The 13263-nt window shown below is 71.6% G+C and carries 14 protein-coding genes; 1 reads left to right on the top strand and 13 read right to left on the bottom strand.

What is annotated here, in order from left to right; genetic code table 11:
- Nucleotides 1-3: 3 nt before the first annotated feature.
- The 3 genes from AC07DU_RS19570 to AC07DU_RS19560 are packed head-to-tail and all read right to left on the bottom strand — an operon-like array spanning nucleotide 4 to nucleotide 1929.
- Complete coding sequence (locus AC07DU_RS19570; RefSeq protein WP_479032099.1) at nucleotides 4-327, bottom strand: hypothetical protein; 324 nt, start codon at nucleotides 325-327, stop codon at nucleotides 4-6.
- On the bottom strand, nucleotides 320-1711 hold the full coding sequence (locus AC07DU_RS19565) for a hypothetical protein (protein WP_479112596.1): 1392 nt from the start codon (nucleotides 1709-1711) through the stop codon (nucleotides 320-322). Before AC07DU_RS19565 ends, AC07DU_RS19570 begins: the two co-directional genes overlap by 8 nt.
- On the bottom strand, nucleotides 1708-1929 hold the full coding sequence (locus AC07DU_RS19560; RefSeq protein WP_479112594.1) for a hypothetical protein: 222 nt from the start codon (nucleotides 1927-1929) through the stop codon (nucleotides 1708-1710). The genes AC07DU_RS19565 and AC07DU_RS19560 overlap by 4 nt, the downstream gene beginning before the upstream one ends.
- 239 nt (nucleotides 1930-2168) lie before the next feature.
- Here AC07DU_RS19560 and AC07DU_RS19555 point away from each other — a divergent pair, with 239 nt between their 5' ends.
- Entirely contained in the window at nucleotides 2169-2315 is a 147-nt protein-coding gene (locus AC07DU_RS19555; RefSeq protein ID WP_479112592.1) for a hypothetical protein, read from the top strand.
- Nucleotides 2316-2486: 171 nt separating this feature from the next.
- Here AC07DU_RS19555 and AC07DU_RS19550 read toward each other — a convergent pair whose 3' ends face one another.
- The 10 genes from AC07DU_RS19550 to AC07DU_RS19505 form a co-directional block, all read right to left on the bottom strand.
- Nucleotides 2487-3509: an ABC transporter ATP-binding protein gene (locus AC07DU_RS19550; RefSeq protein WP_479032107.1), complete on the bottom strand. Its 1023-nt coding sequence runs from the start codon at nucleotides 3507-3509 to the stop codon at nucleotides 2487-2489.
- Entirely contained in the window at nucleotides 3506-4516 is a 1011-nt protein-coding gene (locus AC07DU_RS19545; RefSeq protein WP_479112590.1) for an ABC transporter ATP-binding protein, read from the bottom strand. The genes AC07DU_RS19550 and AC07DU_RS19545 overlap by 4 nt, the downstream gene beginning before the upstream one ends.
- The gene (locus AC07DU_RS19540) at nucleotides 4516-5502 is read right to left on the bottom strand and encodes an ABC transporter permease (protein WP_360897653.1); all 987 of its coding nucleotides are present in this window, start codon (nucleotides 5500-5502) and stop codon (nucleotides 4516-4518) included. Before AC07DU_RS19540 ends, AC07DU_RS19545 begins: the two co-directional genes overlap by 1 nt.
- Nucleotides 5499-6482 carry an ABC transporter permease gene (locus AC07DU_RS19535; protein ID WP_479112588.1) on the bottom strand — a complete coding sequence of 328 codons (984 nt, stop codon included), beginning with the start codon at nucleotides 6480-6482 and terminating at the stop codon, nucleotides 5499-5501. The genes AC07DU_RS19540 and AC07DU_RS19535 overlap by 4 nt, the downstream gene beginning before the upstream one ends.
- Before the next feature lie 20 nt (nucleotides 6483-6502).
- Nucleotides 6503-8245 (bottom strand): ABC transporter substrate-binding protein, encoded by a 1743-nt coding sequence (locus tag AC07DU_RS19530; protein WP_479112585.1) that lies wholly within the window; start codon nucleotides 8243-8245, stop codon nucleotides 6503-6505.
- Nucleotides 8246-8474: 229 nt separating this feature from the next.
- On the bottom strand, nucleotides 8475-9191 hold the full coding sequence (locus AC07DU_RS19525; protein ID WP_453370407.1) for a GntR family transcriptional regulator: 717 nt from the start codon (nucleotides 9189-9191) through the stop codon (nucleotides 8475-8477).
- A 56-nt stretch (nucleotides 9192-9247) separates the two neighbouring features.
- Nucleotides 9248-10165, bottom strand: a complete 918-nt coding sequence (locus AC07DU_RS19520) for an ornithine cyclodeaminase family protein (protein WP_479112677.1) — start codon at nucleotides 10163-10165, stop codon at nucleotides 9248-9250.
- Nucleotides 10166-10233: 68 nt separating this feature from the next.
- A complete protein-coding gene (locus AC07DU_RS19515) occupies nucleotides 10234-11253 on the bottom strand; it encodes a proline racemase family protein (RefSeq protein WP_479112583.1) in 1020 nt (339 codons plus the stop codon).
- On the bottom strand, nucleotides 11250-12254 hold the full coding sequence (locus tag AC07DU_RS19510) for a proline racemase family protein (RefSeq protein WP_360897663.1): 1005 nt from the start codon (nucleotides 12252-12254) through the stop codon (nucleotides 11250-11252). Before AC07DU_RS19510 ends, AC07DU_RS19515 begins: the two co-directional genes overlap by 4 nt.
- A 21-nt stretch (nucleotides 12255-12275) precedes the next feature.
- Nucleotides 12276-13190, bottom strand: a complete 915-nt coding sequence (locus AC07DU_RS19505) for a dihydrodipicolinate synthase family protein (protein ID WP_360897665.1) — start codon at nucleotides 13188-13190, stop codon at nucleotides 12276-12278.
- Nucleotides 13191-13263 lie beyond the last annotated feature (73 nt).

The raw sequence follows: 13263 nt of genomic DNA, 5'->3' as shown, positions 1-13263 counted from the left end.
CCGTCAGGGCTGGGGGGCGAACGCCATGCGGGTCAGGGCAGTGAAGATCAGGGCTGCCGCCGGCGCGTACCACCAGCGTCGCAGCCGGCCCGTCGTCACGCAGGCCGCCGTCCCCGCGACGGCCAGGATCTCCACCACCAGTCCGAGCCCCGCCATCAGGCGCACGGTGTCCGTCACCGTGCGGTCCCAGGACCCTTCGGACTCGGTGAGCAGCGCGTTGAGGACGAAGAAGCCCGCCACCGCGTGCAGTCCCAGCAGGGCGGCCGCCGACGCTGCCGTCGCCACCGGATGACGGCGGGCGCGCCCCGGTATCTGCTGCTCAGTCATTCAGCGCCCGCCTCGCATCCTCGATGTTCATGCCGAAACCCCGACCGTAGGCCTGGGCGTCGTCCGTACGCCAGCCCGGGCCGCCGTTGTACCGGGCTGCCAGTTCCTGGTACTGGGCAGGGGTCATCTCATCGGCAGGCACGTTCGCGAACGAGCTCTCCGCCTTGAGCTGGGCGAGGTACTCGGAGGCGATGTAGATGTTCGTCGACGGGTTCTGTGTGGCCTTCTGGATCTCGTCGCGCTGGTCCCGCGTGAGGTTCTCCGGATCGTAGCCGAGCACCTCCGCGGAGCGGCGGAGCTGGATGGCGATCGGCCCCATGGACGTCTGGTCCGCCTCACCCGGCAGGCCGACCTTTTCCGCCACCCACTGGAACTCCGGCCAGACCTCGTACTGGCTCCGCCGGTAGTTCACCGCCATGTTGTCGGCCCATTTGGGGTCGCCCTGCACTTCCTGCCAGGCGATTCCCGCGAGCATGTCGGCCGGCAGGCCCGTGTACGCGGCCGCGTCCCGGATGTGTGCGCGGTTGGCTCGGATCCACTCGCGCCGGTCCTCGTCCGAATCCGACGGCAACCACTTGTTCTGGTCCATGGCGGGCGGCAAGCCGTCCAGCCGGGACCGAATATCCCGGAGCTTGGGGGACACGGTCTCGTTGCCGACGTTCGCGGCGATGCCGTCGACGCGGGGGCCGGCGCCGGTGAGCACGGCGTTGGGGTCGTGTGCGGCCTCTCCTACCTCCTGCCTCAGGGCGGGCATCCCGGCGAGGAGCACCGACGGGTGGGGCAGGTCACCGCGGAAGTCGGGCAAGTTCCGTCGAGCCTTGCCGAGTTCGGCCACGCACGTGGTGCGCGCCCCGTGTTCAATGCGTTCGGCGTCGCCGAAGGCGTGCTTCGCGTCGTTGTAGTGCTGCTCCGCCTCATCACGAATCTCATCGACGTCGATCGTGATCTCCGCTAGCCAGTCGAGGACGCCGGTGCGCTTGCGGAGGTCCTCCCACTGCCTCATCGGCTCGGCCCGCTGCGCGGTTTCGGTCACGGGGGTCGCCACCCGCGCCATGACCCGGGAGAGGGCTCGCTCGCTCGACAGGCCGCTCTCGAAGCGCCCCTTCGCCCGGCCTACCGCCTCGGCGTAGTCGACGAGCGCGGCGTGGACACTGCGGAAGGCGCCCGACAGGGCGGTGGCCAGCTTCTCGGCGTCGCCCAGCCGCTTGACATAGAGCTCCTCCGCCTGGCTCACCCAGTGGGTGCGCGTCGCTTTCAGAAAGGCAGAGTCGGCGGAGTCCAACAGCACATGGAGCCTGCGGTACTCGTGGGCGGTGCGTTCGATCAGGGGAGGACTGCACAGTTCGAGGAACTCAACCTCGGTGCGGTAGGTCATGCCGGTCACCTGTCCTCGGCCGGTATGAACCGACCGTTGTCGAGCACCGCGCGGAACGCGCCTTCTGTGGCGAGGTCGGTCTGCGCGTAGTCGCCGCCCGCCACCTTGAGCTTGGTGGCCAGCGCGGCCAGGAGCGACACCGTGTCCAGGTATTGGTCGTTGCTGAACCGCGCGAAGGAGTCCAGAGCGGTGGACACCTCCTGGTGCGAGCGGGGCACCCGGGCCATGACCGTCATCTCGCCGTCCGGCCGCCCTGCGTACAACAGGCCCGCGAGTTCAACGAGAAGATGAGAATTTCCGTTGATAGACGCGGCGTTCGCCACGTATCCACCACTACCCGATGTCACGTCCACTCCTAGATCATTTGCGGTGAATGACGTTACGGAACGCTACGCGAACACTCGGGCAGCGGAAGGAGCCGGGCCGATAGTGTCGGCCCGGTTCCTCAGGCCCCTCGCGGGAGGCGGTGAGCTACAGCAGCGGCCGTAAGGAGCCGAACGCCCCAGGGGCGCGCCTCCTCGCGGTGCCCGAGCCCAGCGCCGAGCTCCTCGACCGCGCACTCGTCGGCTGGGAGCGGTTCCTCGCCGACAGCCAGGAGCCGTCGGATGACTGAGCGGTACGAGGCCATGCCACACCGGCTGGTAGAGATCGTCTATGTCCGTGGCCCGTCCGGCCGGGAGATCTCGACCGCCGTCGACAACATCGAGCCGGCGTGAGGAAGGGCGTGCGAAGGGCCCCGGAGACGCCATTGGCTCCGGGGCCCTTCGGCTTCCCTTGGATCCCGTCAGTCACCAGGGAAGTGACAGGCCACCTCACGGGAGGCGGCGATCCGCAGCAGCGGGCGCTCGGTGCGGCAGATCTCCTGCGCCTTGGGGCAGCGCGGGTGGAAGGTGCAGCCGGGGGGTGGAGCGGCCGGGCTCGGGGGGTCGCCGAGCAGCACGATCCGCTCCCGCCGCCGTTCCGCCGCCGGGTCGGGCAGCGGTACGGCGGACAACAGCGCCCGGGTGTACGGGTGCTGCGGGTTCTCGTAGAGGGACTTCTTGTCCCCGATCTCGACGATCCGGCCGAGGTACATGACGGCGACCCGGTCGCTGACCCGTTTGACGACGGAGAGGTCGTGCGCGATGAACACGTAGGCCAGGCCCAGTTCGGCGCGAAGCCGCTCCATCAGGTTGACGATCTGGGCCTGGACGGAGACGTCCAGGGCGGAGACCGGCTCGTCGGCGACGATGAGGCGGGGGCTGGTGGACAGCGAGCGGGCGATGCCGATGCGCTGGGCCTGGCCGCCGGAGAACTCGTGCGGGTAGCGGTCGATGTGCTCGGGGATCAGCCCGACGAGCTCCATCAGCTCGGCGGCGCGGCGGCGGGCGTCCGCCGCGCTCCAGCCCTGCACCAGCAGCGGGTCCGAGATGATCCGGGCCACAGTCTGGCGGGGGTTGAGGGAGGAGTGCGGGTCCTGGAAGACCATCTGGATGTGCTTGCGCAGCGGGCGCAGGGCGCCCTGGGAGAGCCGGCTGATGTCCTTGCCCTCGAAGGCGACCTGCCCCGAGGTGGGCTCCAGCAGCCGGACCAGCATGCGGCCGGTGGTGGACTTCCCGCAGCCCGACTCCCCCACCACGCCCAGGGTCTGGCCCTGCGCCAGGTCGAAGGAGACCCCGTCGACGGCGCGTACGGGCGCCCCCCGGCGTCCGGTCACCGATCGCTTCCCGGGGAAGGTCATGGTGAGGTCCCGTACGGACAGCAGCGGTGTCGGGGTCTTCCCAGGGGTCGTCGTCTCGGAATCGGTCGCGGTCTCGGTCCCGGTCATCGGGCCGCCTCCTCGGCGGTACGGGCCCCGGCGAAGTGGCAGGCCACCATGCGGCCCGGCTCCTCACCGTACGCCTGCGGCTCGGGGCGGACGTCGGTGCAGCGCGCGGCCGCCCGCGTACAGCGCGGGGCGAAGGCGCAGCCCCGGGCCGGCGCGAGCAGGGACGGCGGGGAGCCGGGGATGAAGGCCAGCGGCTGGTCGTCGGCGGTGTCGAGGCGGGGCAGCGAGTCGAGCAGGCCCCGGGTGTAGGGGTGGGCGGGGTCGGCGAACAGGTCGTCGGCGGTGGCCTGTTCGGCGGCCCGGCCGCCGTACATGACCAGCACCTCGTGGGCGACGCGGGCGACGACGCCCAGATCATGGGTGATCATCACGACGCCGAGCCCGCGATCCTGCTGGAGCCGGGCGATCAGTTCCAGGATCTGCGCCTGCACGGTGACGTCCAGGGCGGTGGTCGGCTCGTCGGCGATCAGGAGGTCGGGCTCGCAGGCCAGGGCCATGGCGATCATCGCGCGCTGGCGCATGCCGCCGGAGAACTGGTGCGGGTACTCCCCGGCGCGGCGGGCCGGTTCGGGGATGCCGACCTCGCCGAGCATGTCGACGGCCCGTTTGCGCGCGGCCGCCCGTCCGGCCTTGAAGTGCACGCGGAAGTGCTCGGCGATCTGCTCGCCGACCGTGTAATAGGGGTGCAGGCTGGAGAGCGGGTCCTGGAAGATCATGGCCATGGTGCGGCCCCGTACGCGGGACAGCTCGCGCTCGGACAGGCCGGTCAGCTCCCGTCCCGCGAGCCGGACCGAGCCGCTGACCTCGACCGCCCCCCGGTGCAGGCCCATGACGGCCAGCGAGGTCACGGACTTGCCCGAGCCGGACTCGCCCACGATGCCGAGGGTGCGTCCGGCCTCGACGGTGAAGCCGATCGAGTCGACGGCCCGTACGGTCCCGCGCCCGGTGGTGAAGGTGACGCCCAGATCGCGTACTTCGAGAAGGGGAGCGGCCACGGAGGCGGTCATCAGTACCTCACTCTCGGGTCGATGACGGCGTACAGGAGGTCGACGAGGAGGTTGGCCACGACGATGAAGAAGGCGGCGAGCAGGGTGACCCCGAGGACCACGGGCTGGTCGGAGCTGACCAGCGCGCCGTAGAACAGCCGCCCGATCCCCGGGAGTCCGAAGATGGACTCGGTGATGACCGCCCCGGCGAGCAGTCCGCCGAGGTCCATGCCGAAGATGGTCAGGATGGGGGTCATCCCGGAGCGCAGCCCGTGTTTGACGACGACCGTGCGCTCGGGCATGCCCTTGGCGCGGGCGGTGCGGATGTACGGCTCGGCCATCGCCTCGATCATCGAACCCCGGCTCTGGCGCGCGTACATGGCGGCGTACAGCAGCGCGAGCGCGGTCCACGGCAGGAGCAGGTTCGAGGCCCAGCCGAGCGGGTTCTCGGTGAAGGCCTGGTAGGTGGGGTAGGGCAGGAGGCCGGCGATGCGGATGACCCCGTAGATGAGCATCACGGAGGTGAAGTACACCGGGAGCGAGGCGGCGGCGACGGCGCCGACCATCAGGGCCTTGTCGGTGACGGTGTCCTTGCGCAGGGCGGCGGTGACCCCGGCGCCGAGGCCGAGGACCAGCCACAGCACGGCGGCGCCGACGGCCAGGGAGGCGGAGACCGGGAGCCGGTCCATGAGCAGGTCCCACACGGGCAGGGAGTTCTCGTAGGAGTAGCCCAGGCAGGGGAAGTCGCACTGCACGGCGTACTGCCCGGTGCCGAGGGTGCGGCCGGTGAAGATGCCGGTCAGGAAGTCGGCGAACTGCCGCCACAGGGGCTGGTCGAGGCCCAGGTACGCCCGTACGTCGGCCAGTCGCTCGGCGCTGCAGGTCTTCCCGCAGGCGGCCGCGGCCGGGTCGGAGGGCAGGACGTAGAAGATGAGGAAGGTGACGGCGGCGATGGCGAGGAGGACGCCGGCGAGGGCGAGCAGGCGGCGGGCCAGGTAGAGGATCAACTGCGGCCGCCCCTCGGGTCGAGGATGTCGCGCAGCGCGTCGCCGAGCAGGGTGAAGGCGAGCACGGCGAGGAAGAGGAAGACGCTGGGGATGACGAAGTACATGGGGTCGGTCTCGTAGTAGGCCACGGACTCGGCGATCATCTGGCCCCAGGAGGGAGTGGGCGGGCGGACTCCGACGCCGAGGTAGCTCAGGGCGGCCTCGGTGCTGATCATGCCGGGGATGAGCAGGGTGGTGTAGGCGATGACCGGGCCCGAAACGCCGGGGAGGATGTCGCGGGTCAGGATCCGCCAGGGGCTGGAGCCGCCCACGCGGGCGGCGTCGACGTACTCGCGGTGCTTGAGGGAGAGGGTCTGGCCGCGCACCACGCGGGCGACGCCGGGCCAGCCGAAGACTCCGATGACGGCGGTCATCAGCACGATCCGGTTGACGTCCTTGGCCACGGACAGCATCGCGATCATGAAGATGAGGGACGGGAAGGACATGGTCAGGTCCATCAGCCGGGACAGGATCGCGTCGGTGCGCCCGGCGAAGTAGCCGGCGGCGATTCCGGCGGCGGTGCCGGCGAGGACCACGATGGCGGTGGCGGCGAAGGCGATCAGGAGCGAGACCTGTGCTCCGTGGACGACGCGGGCGAACAGGTCGCGGCCGGTGACCGGTTCGACGCCGAGCCAGTGCTCGGGGCTGATCCCGCCGAAGGAGCCGAGCGGCTGCCCCCCGAGGTAGGGGTCGATGGCGGTCTTGTCGAACTCGTTGGGGCCCCAGCCGCCGAGCGCGCCCAGCCAGGGGGCGGTCGCGGCCATGAGGACGAACAGGAGGACGACGCAGAGGCTGACGCGGACGGCGGGGCGGCGGCGCAGTTCCCGCCGGGCGAGCTGCCAGGGGCTGCTGCCGGGCGCTGCCGCGGGCCGGGCCGGGGCCGTATCGGGGGCCGGGGCGGGGGCTGCCCGGTCGCCCGGGACCGGTGGGGTGATGGTCATGGTGTCGGGGTCCCGGTTCCTCAGCCCTGGCTCTTCGACGGGTCCTTCAGGCCGACCGTGCCGTAGTCGATGGTGCCGGTCCACACCGGGTGGCCGAAGGCGCCCGCGATGTTGGAGCCGACGAGCAGCGGCTTGCGCTCCAGCAGCAGCGGGACGGCCGGGGACTTCTTCATGATCTCGGCGTCGAGATCGATCCAGGCCTGGTTGGCCTGCCGGGCGTCGGCCATGGCGTTGATCTCGTCGATCCGCTTCATCGTGGCCTCGTCGCGGAACTGGGCGTTGTTGCCCTGGTTGCCCTTCTCCTTGATGGTGCGTCCGTCGAAGACGAAGGGGATCCAGGTGGACCCGGACGGGTAGTCGGGGCACCAGCCGGAGAGGGTCATGTCCGGGGTGGTGGACAGGTCCCCGATGACGTCGTAGTAGGCACCCGGGTCGATGGTGTCGATGACGACCTCGACGCCCACGCGGGACAGGCCCTGCTGGATGGCTTCGGCCTTGCCCTTGTCGCCGGTGGAGACGGCGAGGGAGACCTTGAGCTTGTCCTTGCCGGCGGCCTTGAGGAGTTCCTTGGCCTTGTCCGGGTCACCCGCGGGGGCGATCTTCAGGGTGTCCGCCTGCTTGCCGCCGGACAGGGCCGGGGGCAGGTAGGCGGTGGCCACCTCGTTGAGGGCGGGGCCGCCGCCCGCGGTGACGACGGCCTCCTTGTCGACGGCGTACTGCATGGCCTCGCGGACCTTGGGGTCGTGGAAGGGGGCGCGGGAGTTGTTCAGGTGGAGCATCTCGGTACAGCCCTGGGACTCGGCGAGCAGCCGCGCCTTCACGTCGGGCTTGGGCAGCACCTTGGGTGCGCTCTCCGGCCGCATGTCCATGTACTGGACGGTGGAGGCGTCGGCGCCCTCGCTCGCGATGATCCGGTCGTCGATCTGACCGCCCTTGAGGCCCATGACGACCACGAACTTGTCCGGGTAGGCCTTGCGCACGGTGTCGGTCTTGGCGTCCCAGTGCTCGTTACGGACGAGGACCAGCTTCTTGTCGCGGTCGTACGACTCGATCTTGTACGGGCCCGAGGAGAACGGGCGGGCGTCGTACTGCGTGCCCTTCTCCTGGGACTGCGGCACGGGCGCGAAGGTCGGCAGGGTGGCGGTCGCGGAGAACTCGGCGACGGGCCGCTTGAGTTCGAAGACGATCGTGCGGTCGTCGGGGGTCTTCACCGAGTCGAGGTGCTGGCCCTGGAGCGGACCCTTGTAGCCCTCGGTGCCGGCCAGGTACTGGGCCGCGTAGTCGGGGCCGCCGGTGAGGTCGGGGGCGAAGGAGCGCTCGACGTTGTACTTGACGTCCTGGGCCTTGATCGGCGAGCCGTCCTCGTACTTCACGCCCTCCTTGAGGGTGAAGGTCCAGGTCTTGCCGCCGTTGGAGGGGGTGCCGAGGTCGGTCGCCAGGTCGGGGACCAGCTCGCTGCCGGCCTTGCCGGGCTCGGCCTTGAAGGTGACGAGCGTGCGGTAGAGCAGGCGGGTGCCGAAGTCCATGGCCGGCATGACCCAGTTGCGGGCGGGGTCGAGGTGGGCGAAGTCCTGGTTCGACAGGACGGTGAGGGTGCCGCCCTTGACCGGTGTGCCGCCGAGGGTCTTGCCGTCGTTGGCCGCCGCGGGGTTGGAGGCGCCCGCGCCCGCCGAGCCCTTCTTCGTGTCGGAGCAGCCCGAGGCGCCGAGTGCGAGAGCTGCCACCAGGGCGGTGGCGAGGGCGAGTTGGGTGCGCTTGGTCATGGGTCACTCCAGTGAAGGGCCGCGCTCTATGATGTGACCGGTAACATAGTAATGTGAAATTGCACTGACAAGGGGTTGGCGCCGTCGTTATCCAGCCGTGTCCAAGTGCCCGCCTCAGAAAGCGAGTTGGGCCCGGACCAAAAGGTCCGGGCCCTGAGGGGAATGCGGGGGCTCACCCCCTTGAGGGGGCTCACCGCTCACCCCTTGAGGGGGGTCAGCCTTGAGGGGCTCAGCCCTTGGCGGCGCCACCGAGGCGGCCCGGGGTGCGGCCCACCGGTTCGTCGCGGCCCTGGGCCCAGAGGGAACGGACGTGGCCGAGGTGGCGGGTCATGCACGCCTCGGCCGCCGCCGCGTCGCCGCTGAGCATCAGGTCGAGCAGCTCGATGTGTTCCTGCGCCGAGGACACCAGCTTGCCGGCCTCGTCCAGGCCGGTCAGTCCGTACAGCCGGGAGCGCTTGCGCAGGTCGCCGACCGTCTCGACGAGCCGGTCGTTGCCCGCGAGGCCGAGCAGCGTCAGGTGGAAGCGGCGGTCCGCCTCCAGATAGCCGATGAGGTTGTGCTCGCGCGCGCTGGTGACGATCTCCTCGGCGATGGGGCGCAGTGCCTCCAGCTGCTCGACCGTGGCGATCTTCGTGATCCGGCCGATGGTCGGCACCTCGATCATCGTGCGCAGCTCGGTGTACTGGTCCAGGTCGCGCTCGCTGACCTCCGTGATCCGAAATCCCTTGTTGCGGACCGGCTCGACCAGGCCCTCCCGGGCCAGGTCGAGCATGGCCTCGCGCACCGGAGTGGCTGAGACGCCGAGTTCGGCCGCGAGGCCGGGGGCGGAGTAGACGCTCCCGGGCCGCAGTTCGCCCGCTATCAGGGCTGCTCGAAGGGCGTGGCCGACCTGGTCGCGGAGCCGTTCCTGGGCCTTGATGAGACTGTGCTGCTTCAGGTCACCCATTGCATTTCCTCCGAGACGCCCGACACCGGCGATGGGCAGAGGAACAGCGTACAATGTCACGTTGTGCCACGTGCCCCTGTGGCCTCGAACAACGCGACCGCCACGGCAAGATCTTCCCAGGCCATGCCCACGCTCTTGAAGAGCTGTGGACAACTCTGCGCCCCGCCCGCCGGCATCCGCCCGGCGACCAGATCGGCGAGGGTGCCGGTGATGTGGCCGGGCCCGATGGCCCCCTCCGCCTCCGGGACCAGGAGGTCACCCGCCTCGCGCAGGGCCGCCGCACGCGACTCCACGTACACCGCCGAACGTCGCACGAGGGCGGTGTCCGTCTCCCGGGCCGTCGGCTCGTGCGAGCCGACGGCGACGACGGTGCAGCCCGGCCCGGCCAGGCGCCCGTCGAAGAGCGGTTCGCGGGCCGTGGTGCAGCAGATGACCAGATCCGCGTCGGCCACCGCCGCCGCGGTGCCGGTACGGGCGGCCGGCCCCAGGGAGCGGGCGTGCGCGGCGAGCCGGTCCGCGCCCTCGGGGTTGCGGGCGACCACCACCACCTCGGCCAACTCCCGTACGGCGAGGGTGGCTTCCAGATGCCCGTACGCCTGCGGTCCCGAGCCGAAGAGCACCAGCCGCAGCGGCCGCCCGGCCGGGGCCAGGTGCCGCAGCGCGAGGGCGGACACCGCGGGGGTGCGCAGGGTGGTCAGGGCCGCGCCGTCGAACAGGGCCAGCGGGCGCAGGGTGGACCCGTCCAGCAGCAGGTAGGAGCCGGTGATCCGGGGCAGCCCGCGGGCCGGGTTGCCGGGCGCCACCCCGGCGATCTTGACCCCGGCGTAGGCGCCGGACGCAGCCGGCATCAGCAGCAGTTCGCCCTCGGGGACGGGGACGATGGTGCGCGGCGGGCTGCTCTCCGGGTCGAGGCCGCCGAGCAGGGCGGCGGCCAGCGCGTCGGCGGCCCCGGCCGGCGTCAGGAGCCCGGCCATGGCGGCGGCGTCGAACTGCGGGAGCCGGTCCGCCAGACCGTCCGCGAACCCGTCCGCGATGGGCCCCTTCACAGCAGGAAGCCGGTGCCGAGCGGGTCGTGCGGGTCGGCCGCGAAGGCGTGCTCACCGGTGCGGTAGGCGGTGCCGGTGACCTCGGTGACCCCGCCCTCCAGGATCCGGCCGGTGAACACCGTGCCCGTGACCGACTCGTGCAGCAGGTCCTCACCCGGTCCGAGCCGCCCGTCCTGCGCCAGCAGCGCGAGGCGCGCCGAGGTGCCGGAGCCGCAGGGCGAGCGGTCGATCTGCCCGTCGGCGAAGACGGTGACGTTGCGCTGGTGCGGCCCGAAGGGGGTGGCGGGCAGCTCCTCGTGGAGGATCACCCCGTAGACCCCGGACAGCAGCGGTCCGCCCGGGTGCCAGGTGGCGGGGTGGGTGGCCAGCGCGGCGCGGATCTCCTGCCCGGCCCGCACCAGGTCGGGCAATGCGGCCCGGGAGACGTCCAGGCCGAGGTCCCGGGCGCGCACGGAGGCGTAACAGGCCCCCGCGTGCGCGATGTCCACCTCGGCGAGCCCCAGGGTGGTGGCGACGGGGACCTTGCGGGCGCTCACCCGGGCCGGGACGTTGCGGAAGGTGACCCCGGTGGTGCGGCCCCCGGCCCGGTGGACGGTGGCGGTGACCCGGCCCGACGGTACGTCGATGCGCACCTGGGCGTCCCCGTCGTCCGGGGCGGCGACCCGGCCGCTCTCCACGGCCCACACCCCGAGGGCCATGGTGCCGTGCCCGCAGGCGGTGGAGTAGCCGTCCTTGTGCCAGAACAGCACGCCGAAGTGCGCTCCGTCGTCGTCGGCCGGGACCACGAACCCGCCGTACATCCCGGCGTGGCCCCGCGGCTCCTGCACGAGCAGGCGCCTTACGTCGTCCAGTACGCCCCGGCGCGGAGCGGTCGCGGATCCACCGGGGCCGATGGCGGTGGCACAGCGCTCGGCGATGGTGTCCCCGGGGACGGGGGGCATCCCCTCCGCGGCGACGTCCACGATGCGGAAGGGCTCGCCGGCGGCGTGGTAGTCCACCGTGCGGACGGTGCTCACAACAGGAATCCTCCGGGGAAGGGGTCACTGGGGTCGAGGAAGTACTGGGCCGTGCCGGTGATCCAGGCCCGCCCCGTGACCGTGGGGATCACGGCCGGGAGCCCGCCGACGGTGCTCTCGCCGATCAGCCGGCCGGTGAACTCCGTGCCGATGAAGGACTCGTTGACGAAGTCCGTGCCGAGCTCCAGGAGGCCTCGGGCGTGCAGCTGGGCCATCCGCGCGCTGGTGCCCGTCCCGCAGGGCGAACGGTCGAACCAGCCGGGGTGGATGGCCATGGCGTGCCGGGAGCGGCGGGCGTCCGAGCCGGGGGCGGCGAGGTAGACGTGCTTGACCCCGCCGATGGAGGGGTTCTCCGGGTGGACGGGCCGGTCGGCGGAGGAGTTGATCGCCTCCATGATCGCGAGTCCGGCCGCGATCAGGTCGTCCTTGCGGGCCCGGTCGAAGGGCAGGCCGAGGGCGTCGAGTTCGACGAAGGCGTAGAAGTTGCCCCCGTAGGCCAGGTCGTAGGTGACCGTGCCCAGGCCGGGGACCTCGGCCTTGAGGTCCAGGCCGACGCTGAAGGAGGGGACGTTGGTGAGGGTGACGGCCGTGGCCGCCCCGTCCTCGACCCGGACGTCGACGCTCACCAGTCCGGCCGGGGTGTCGAGCCGGACGGTGGTGACGGGCTCGACGACGGGCACCATGCCGGTCTCGACGAGGACGGTGGCGACCCCGATGGTGCCGTGCCCGCACATGGGGAGCAGGCCCGACACCTCGATGTAGAGGACGCCGAAGTCGGCGTCGGGCCGGGTGGGGGGCTGCAGGATGGCGCCGCTCATCGCGGAGTGCCCGCGCGGCTCGTACATGAGCAGGGTCCGGACGTGGTCCGTGTGCTCGATGAAGTGGAGCCGCTTCTCGGCCATCGTGGCGCCGGGGATCACCCCGACGCCCCCGGTGATGACCCGGGTCGGCATGCCCTCGGTGTGCGAGTCCACCGCGTGGTAGACGTGGCGCGTACGCATGGGGTCCCCTCCGGACAGTGGCTAGTTGAGGCCCTCGGCGAGGGCCTTCTCGGTGGCGGCGCGGACGGCGGCCTCGACGTCCCCGGTGAGCGGGAAGCGCGGCGGCCGGGTGGCGCCGCCGGGGCGGCCGGCCAGGTCCATGGAGAGCTTGATGGCCTGCACGAACTCGGTCTTGGAGTCCCAGCGCAGCAGGGAGTGCAGGGACTTGTAGAGCGGCAGGGCGGTGGCGAGGTCCCCGGCGACGGCGGCGCGGTAGAGGGTCGCGCAGGACTGCGGCAGGGCGTTGGGGTAGCCGGCGATCCAGCCGACGGCGCCCGCGAGGGCGAGTTCGAGGAGGACGTCGTCGGCTCCGATGAGCAGGTCGAGGCCGGGGGCGAGCTCGGCGATCTCGTAGGCGCGACGCACGTCCCCGCTGAACTCCTTGACGGCGACGATGGAGCCGTCGGCGTGCAGCCGCGCGAGGAGGGCCGGGGTCAGGTCCACCTTGGTGTCGATCGGGTTGTTGTACGCGACGACGGGCAGCCCGGCGCGGGCGACCTCGGCGTAGTGGGCGCGTACGGTCTCCTCGTCGGCCCGGAAGGCGTTGGGGGGCAGCAGGAGGACGGAGCCGGCGCCGGCTTCGGCGGCCTGCTCGGCCCAGCGGCGGGCCTCGGCGCTGCCGTAGGCCGCGACGCCGGGCATGACGCGGGCGCCGTCGCCGGCGGCTTCGACGGCGGTGCGCACGACGCGCGCCCGCTCCTCGTCGGTGAGGGTCTGGTACTCCCCGAGGGAGCCGTTGGGGACCACGCCGTCGCAGCCGTTGGCGATCAGCCAGGCCACGTGCTCGGCGTAGGCGTCGTAGTCGACGGTGAGGTCCTCGCGCAGGGGGAGCGCGGTGGCGACCATGATTCCGTGCCAGGGGCGGGTGCGGGGCGCGGGGGTGTGCGCGTGGGTCATGTGAGGCTCCCTAGAGTGATGTGTGACATTTTACTAGTGGGTGTGGGGCGGCCACAAGGGCCGGGACACCCCG

The sequence above is a fragment of the Streptomyces sp. NPDC045695 genome, from assembly GCF_056432025.1.
This window is presented reverse-complemented; position numbering and strand designations above follow the sequence as displayed.

What these genes read in the sequence shown, in the direction of transcription:
- AC07DU_RS19570 (WP_479032099.1), bottom strand. Translation starts at nt 327, where the DNA reads ATGACTGAGCAGCAGATACCGGGGCGCGCCCGCCGTCATCCGGTGGCG.
- AC07DU_RS19560 (WP_479112594.1), bottom strand. Translation starts at nt 1,929, where the DNA reads ATGGCCCGGGTGCCCCGCTCGCACCAGGAGGTGTCCACCGCTCTGGAC.
- AC07DU_RS19550 (WP_479032107.1), bottom strand. Translation starts at nt 3,509, where the DNA reads ATGACCGGGACCGAGACCGCGACCGATTCCGAGACGACGACCCCTGGG.
- AC07DU_RS19545 (WP_479112590.1), bottom strand. Translation starts at nt 4,516, where the DNA reads ATGACCGCCTCCGTGGCCGCTCCCCTTCTCGAAGTACGCGATCTGGGC.
- AC07DU_RS19535 (WP_479112588.1), bottom strand. Translation starts at nt 6,482, where the DNA reads ATGACCATCACCCCACCGGTCCCGGGCGACCGGGCAGCCCCCGCCCCG.
- AC07DU_RS19530 (WP_479112585.1), bottom strand. Translation starts at nt 8,245, where the DNA reads ATGACCAAGCGCACCCAACTCGCCCTCGCCACCGCCCTGGTGGCAGCT.
- AC07DU_RS19525 (WP_453370407.1), bottom strand. Translation starts at nt 9,191, where the DNA reads ATGGGTGACCTGAAGCAGCACAGTCTCATCAAGGCCCAGGAACGGCTC.
- AC07DU_RS19520 (WP_479112677.1), bottom strand. Translation starts at nt 10,165, where the DNA reads ATGGCCGGGCTCCTGACGCCGGCCGGGGCCGCCGACGCGCTGGCCGCC.
- AC07DU_RS19510 (WP_360897663.1), bottom strand. Translation starts at nt 12,254, where the DNA reads ATGCGTACGCGCCACGTCTACCACGCGGTGGACTCGCACACCGAGGGC.
- AC07DU_RS19505 (WP_360897665.1), bottom strand. Translation starts at nt 13,190, where the DNA reads ATGACCCACGCGCACACCCCCGCGCCCCGCACCCGCCCCTGGCACGGA.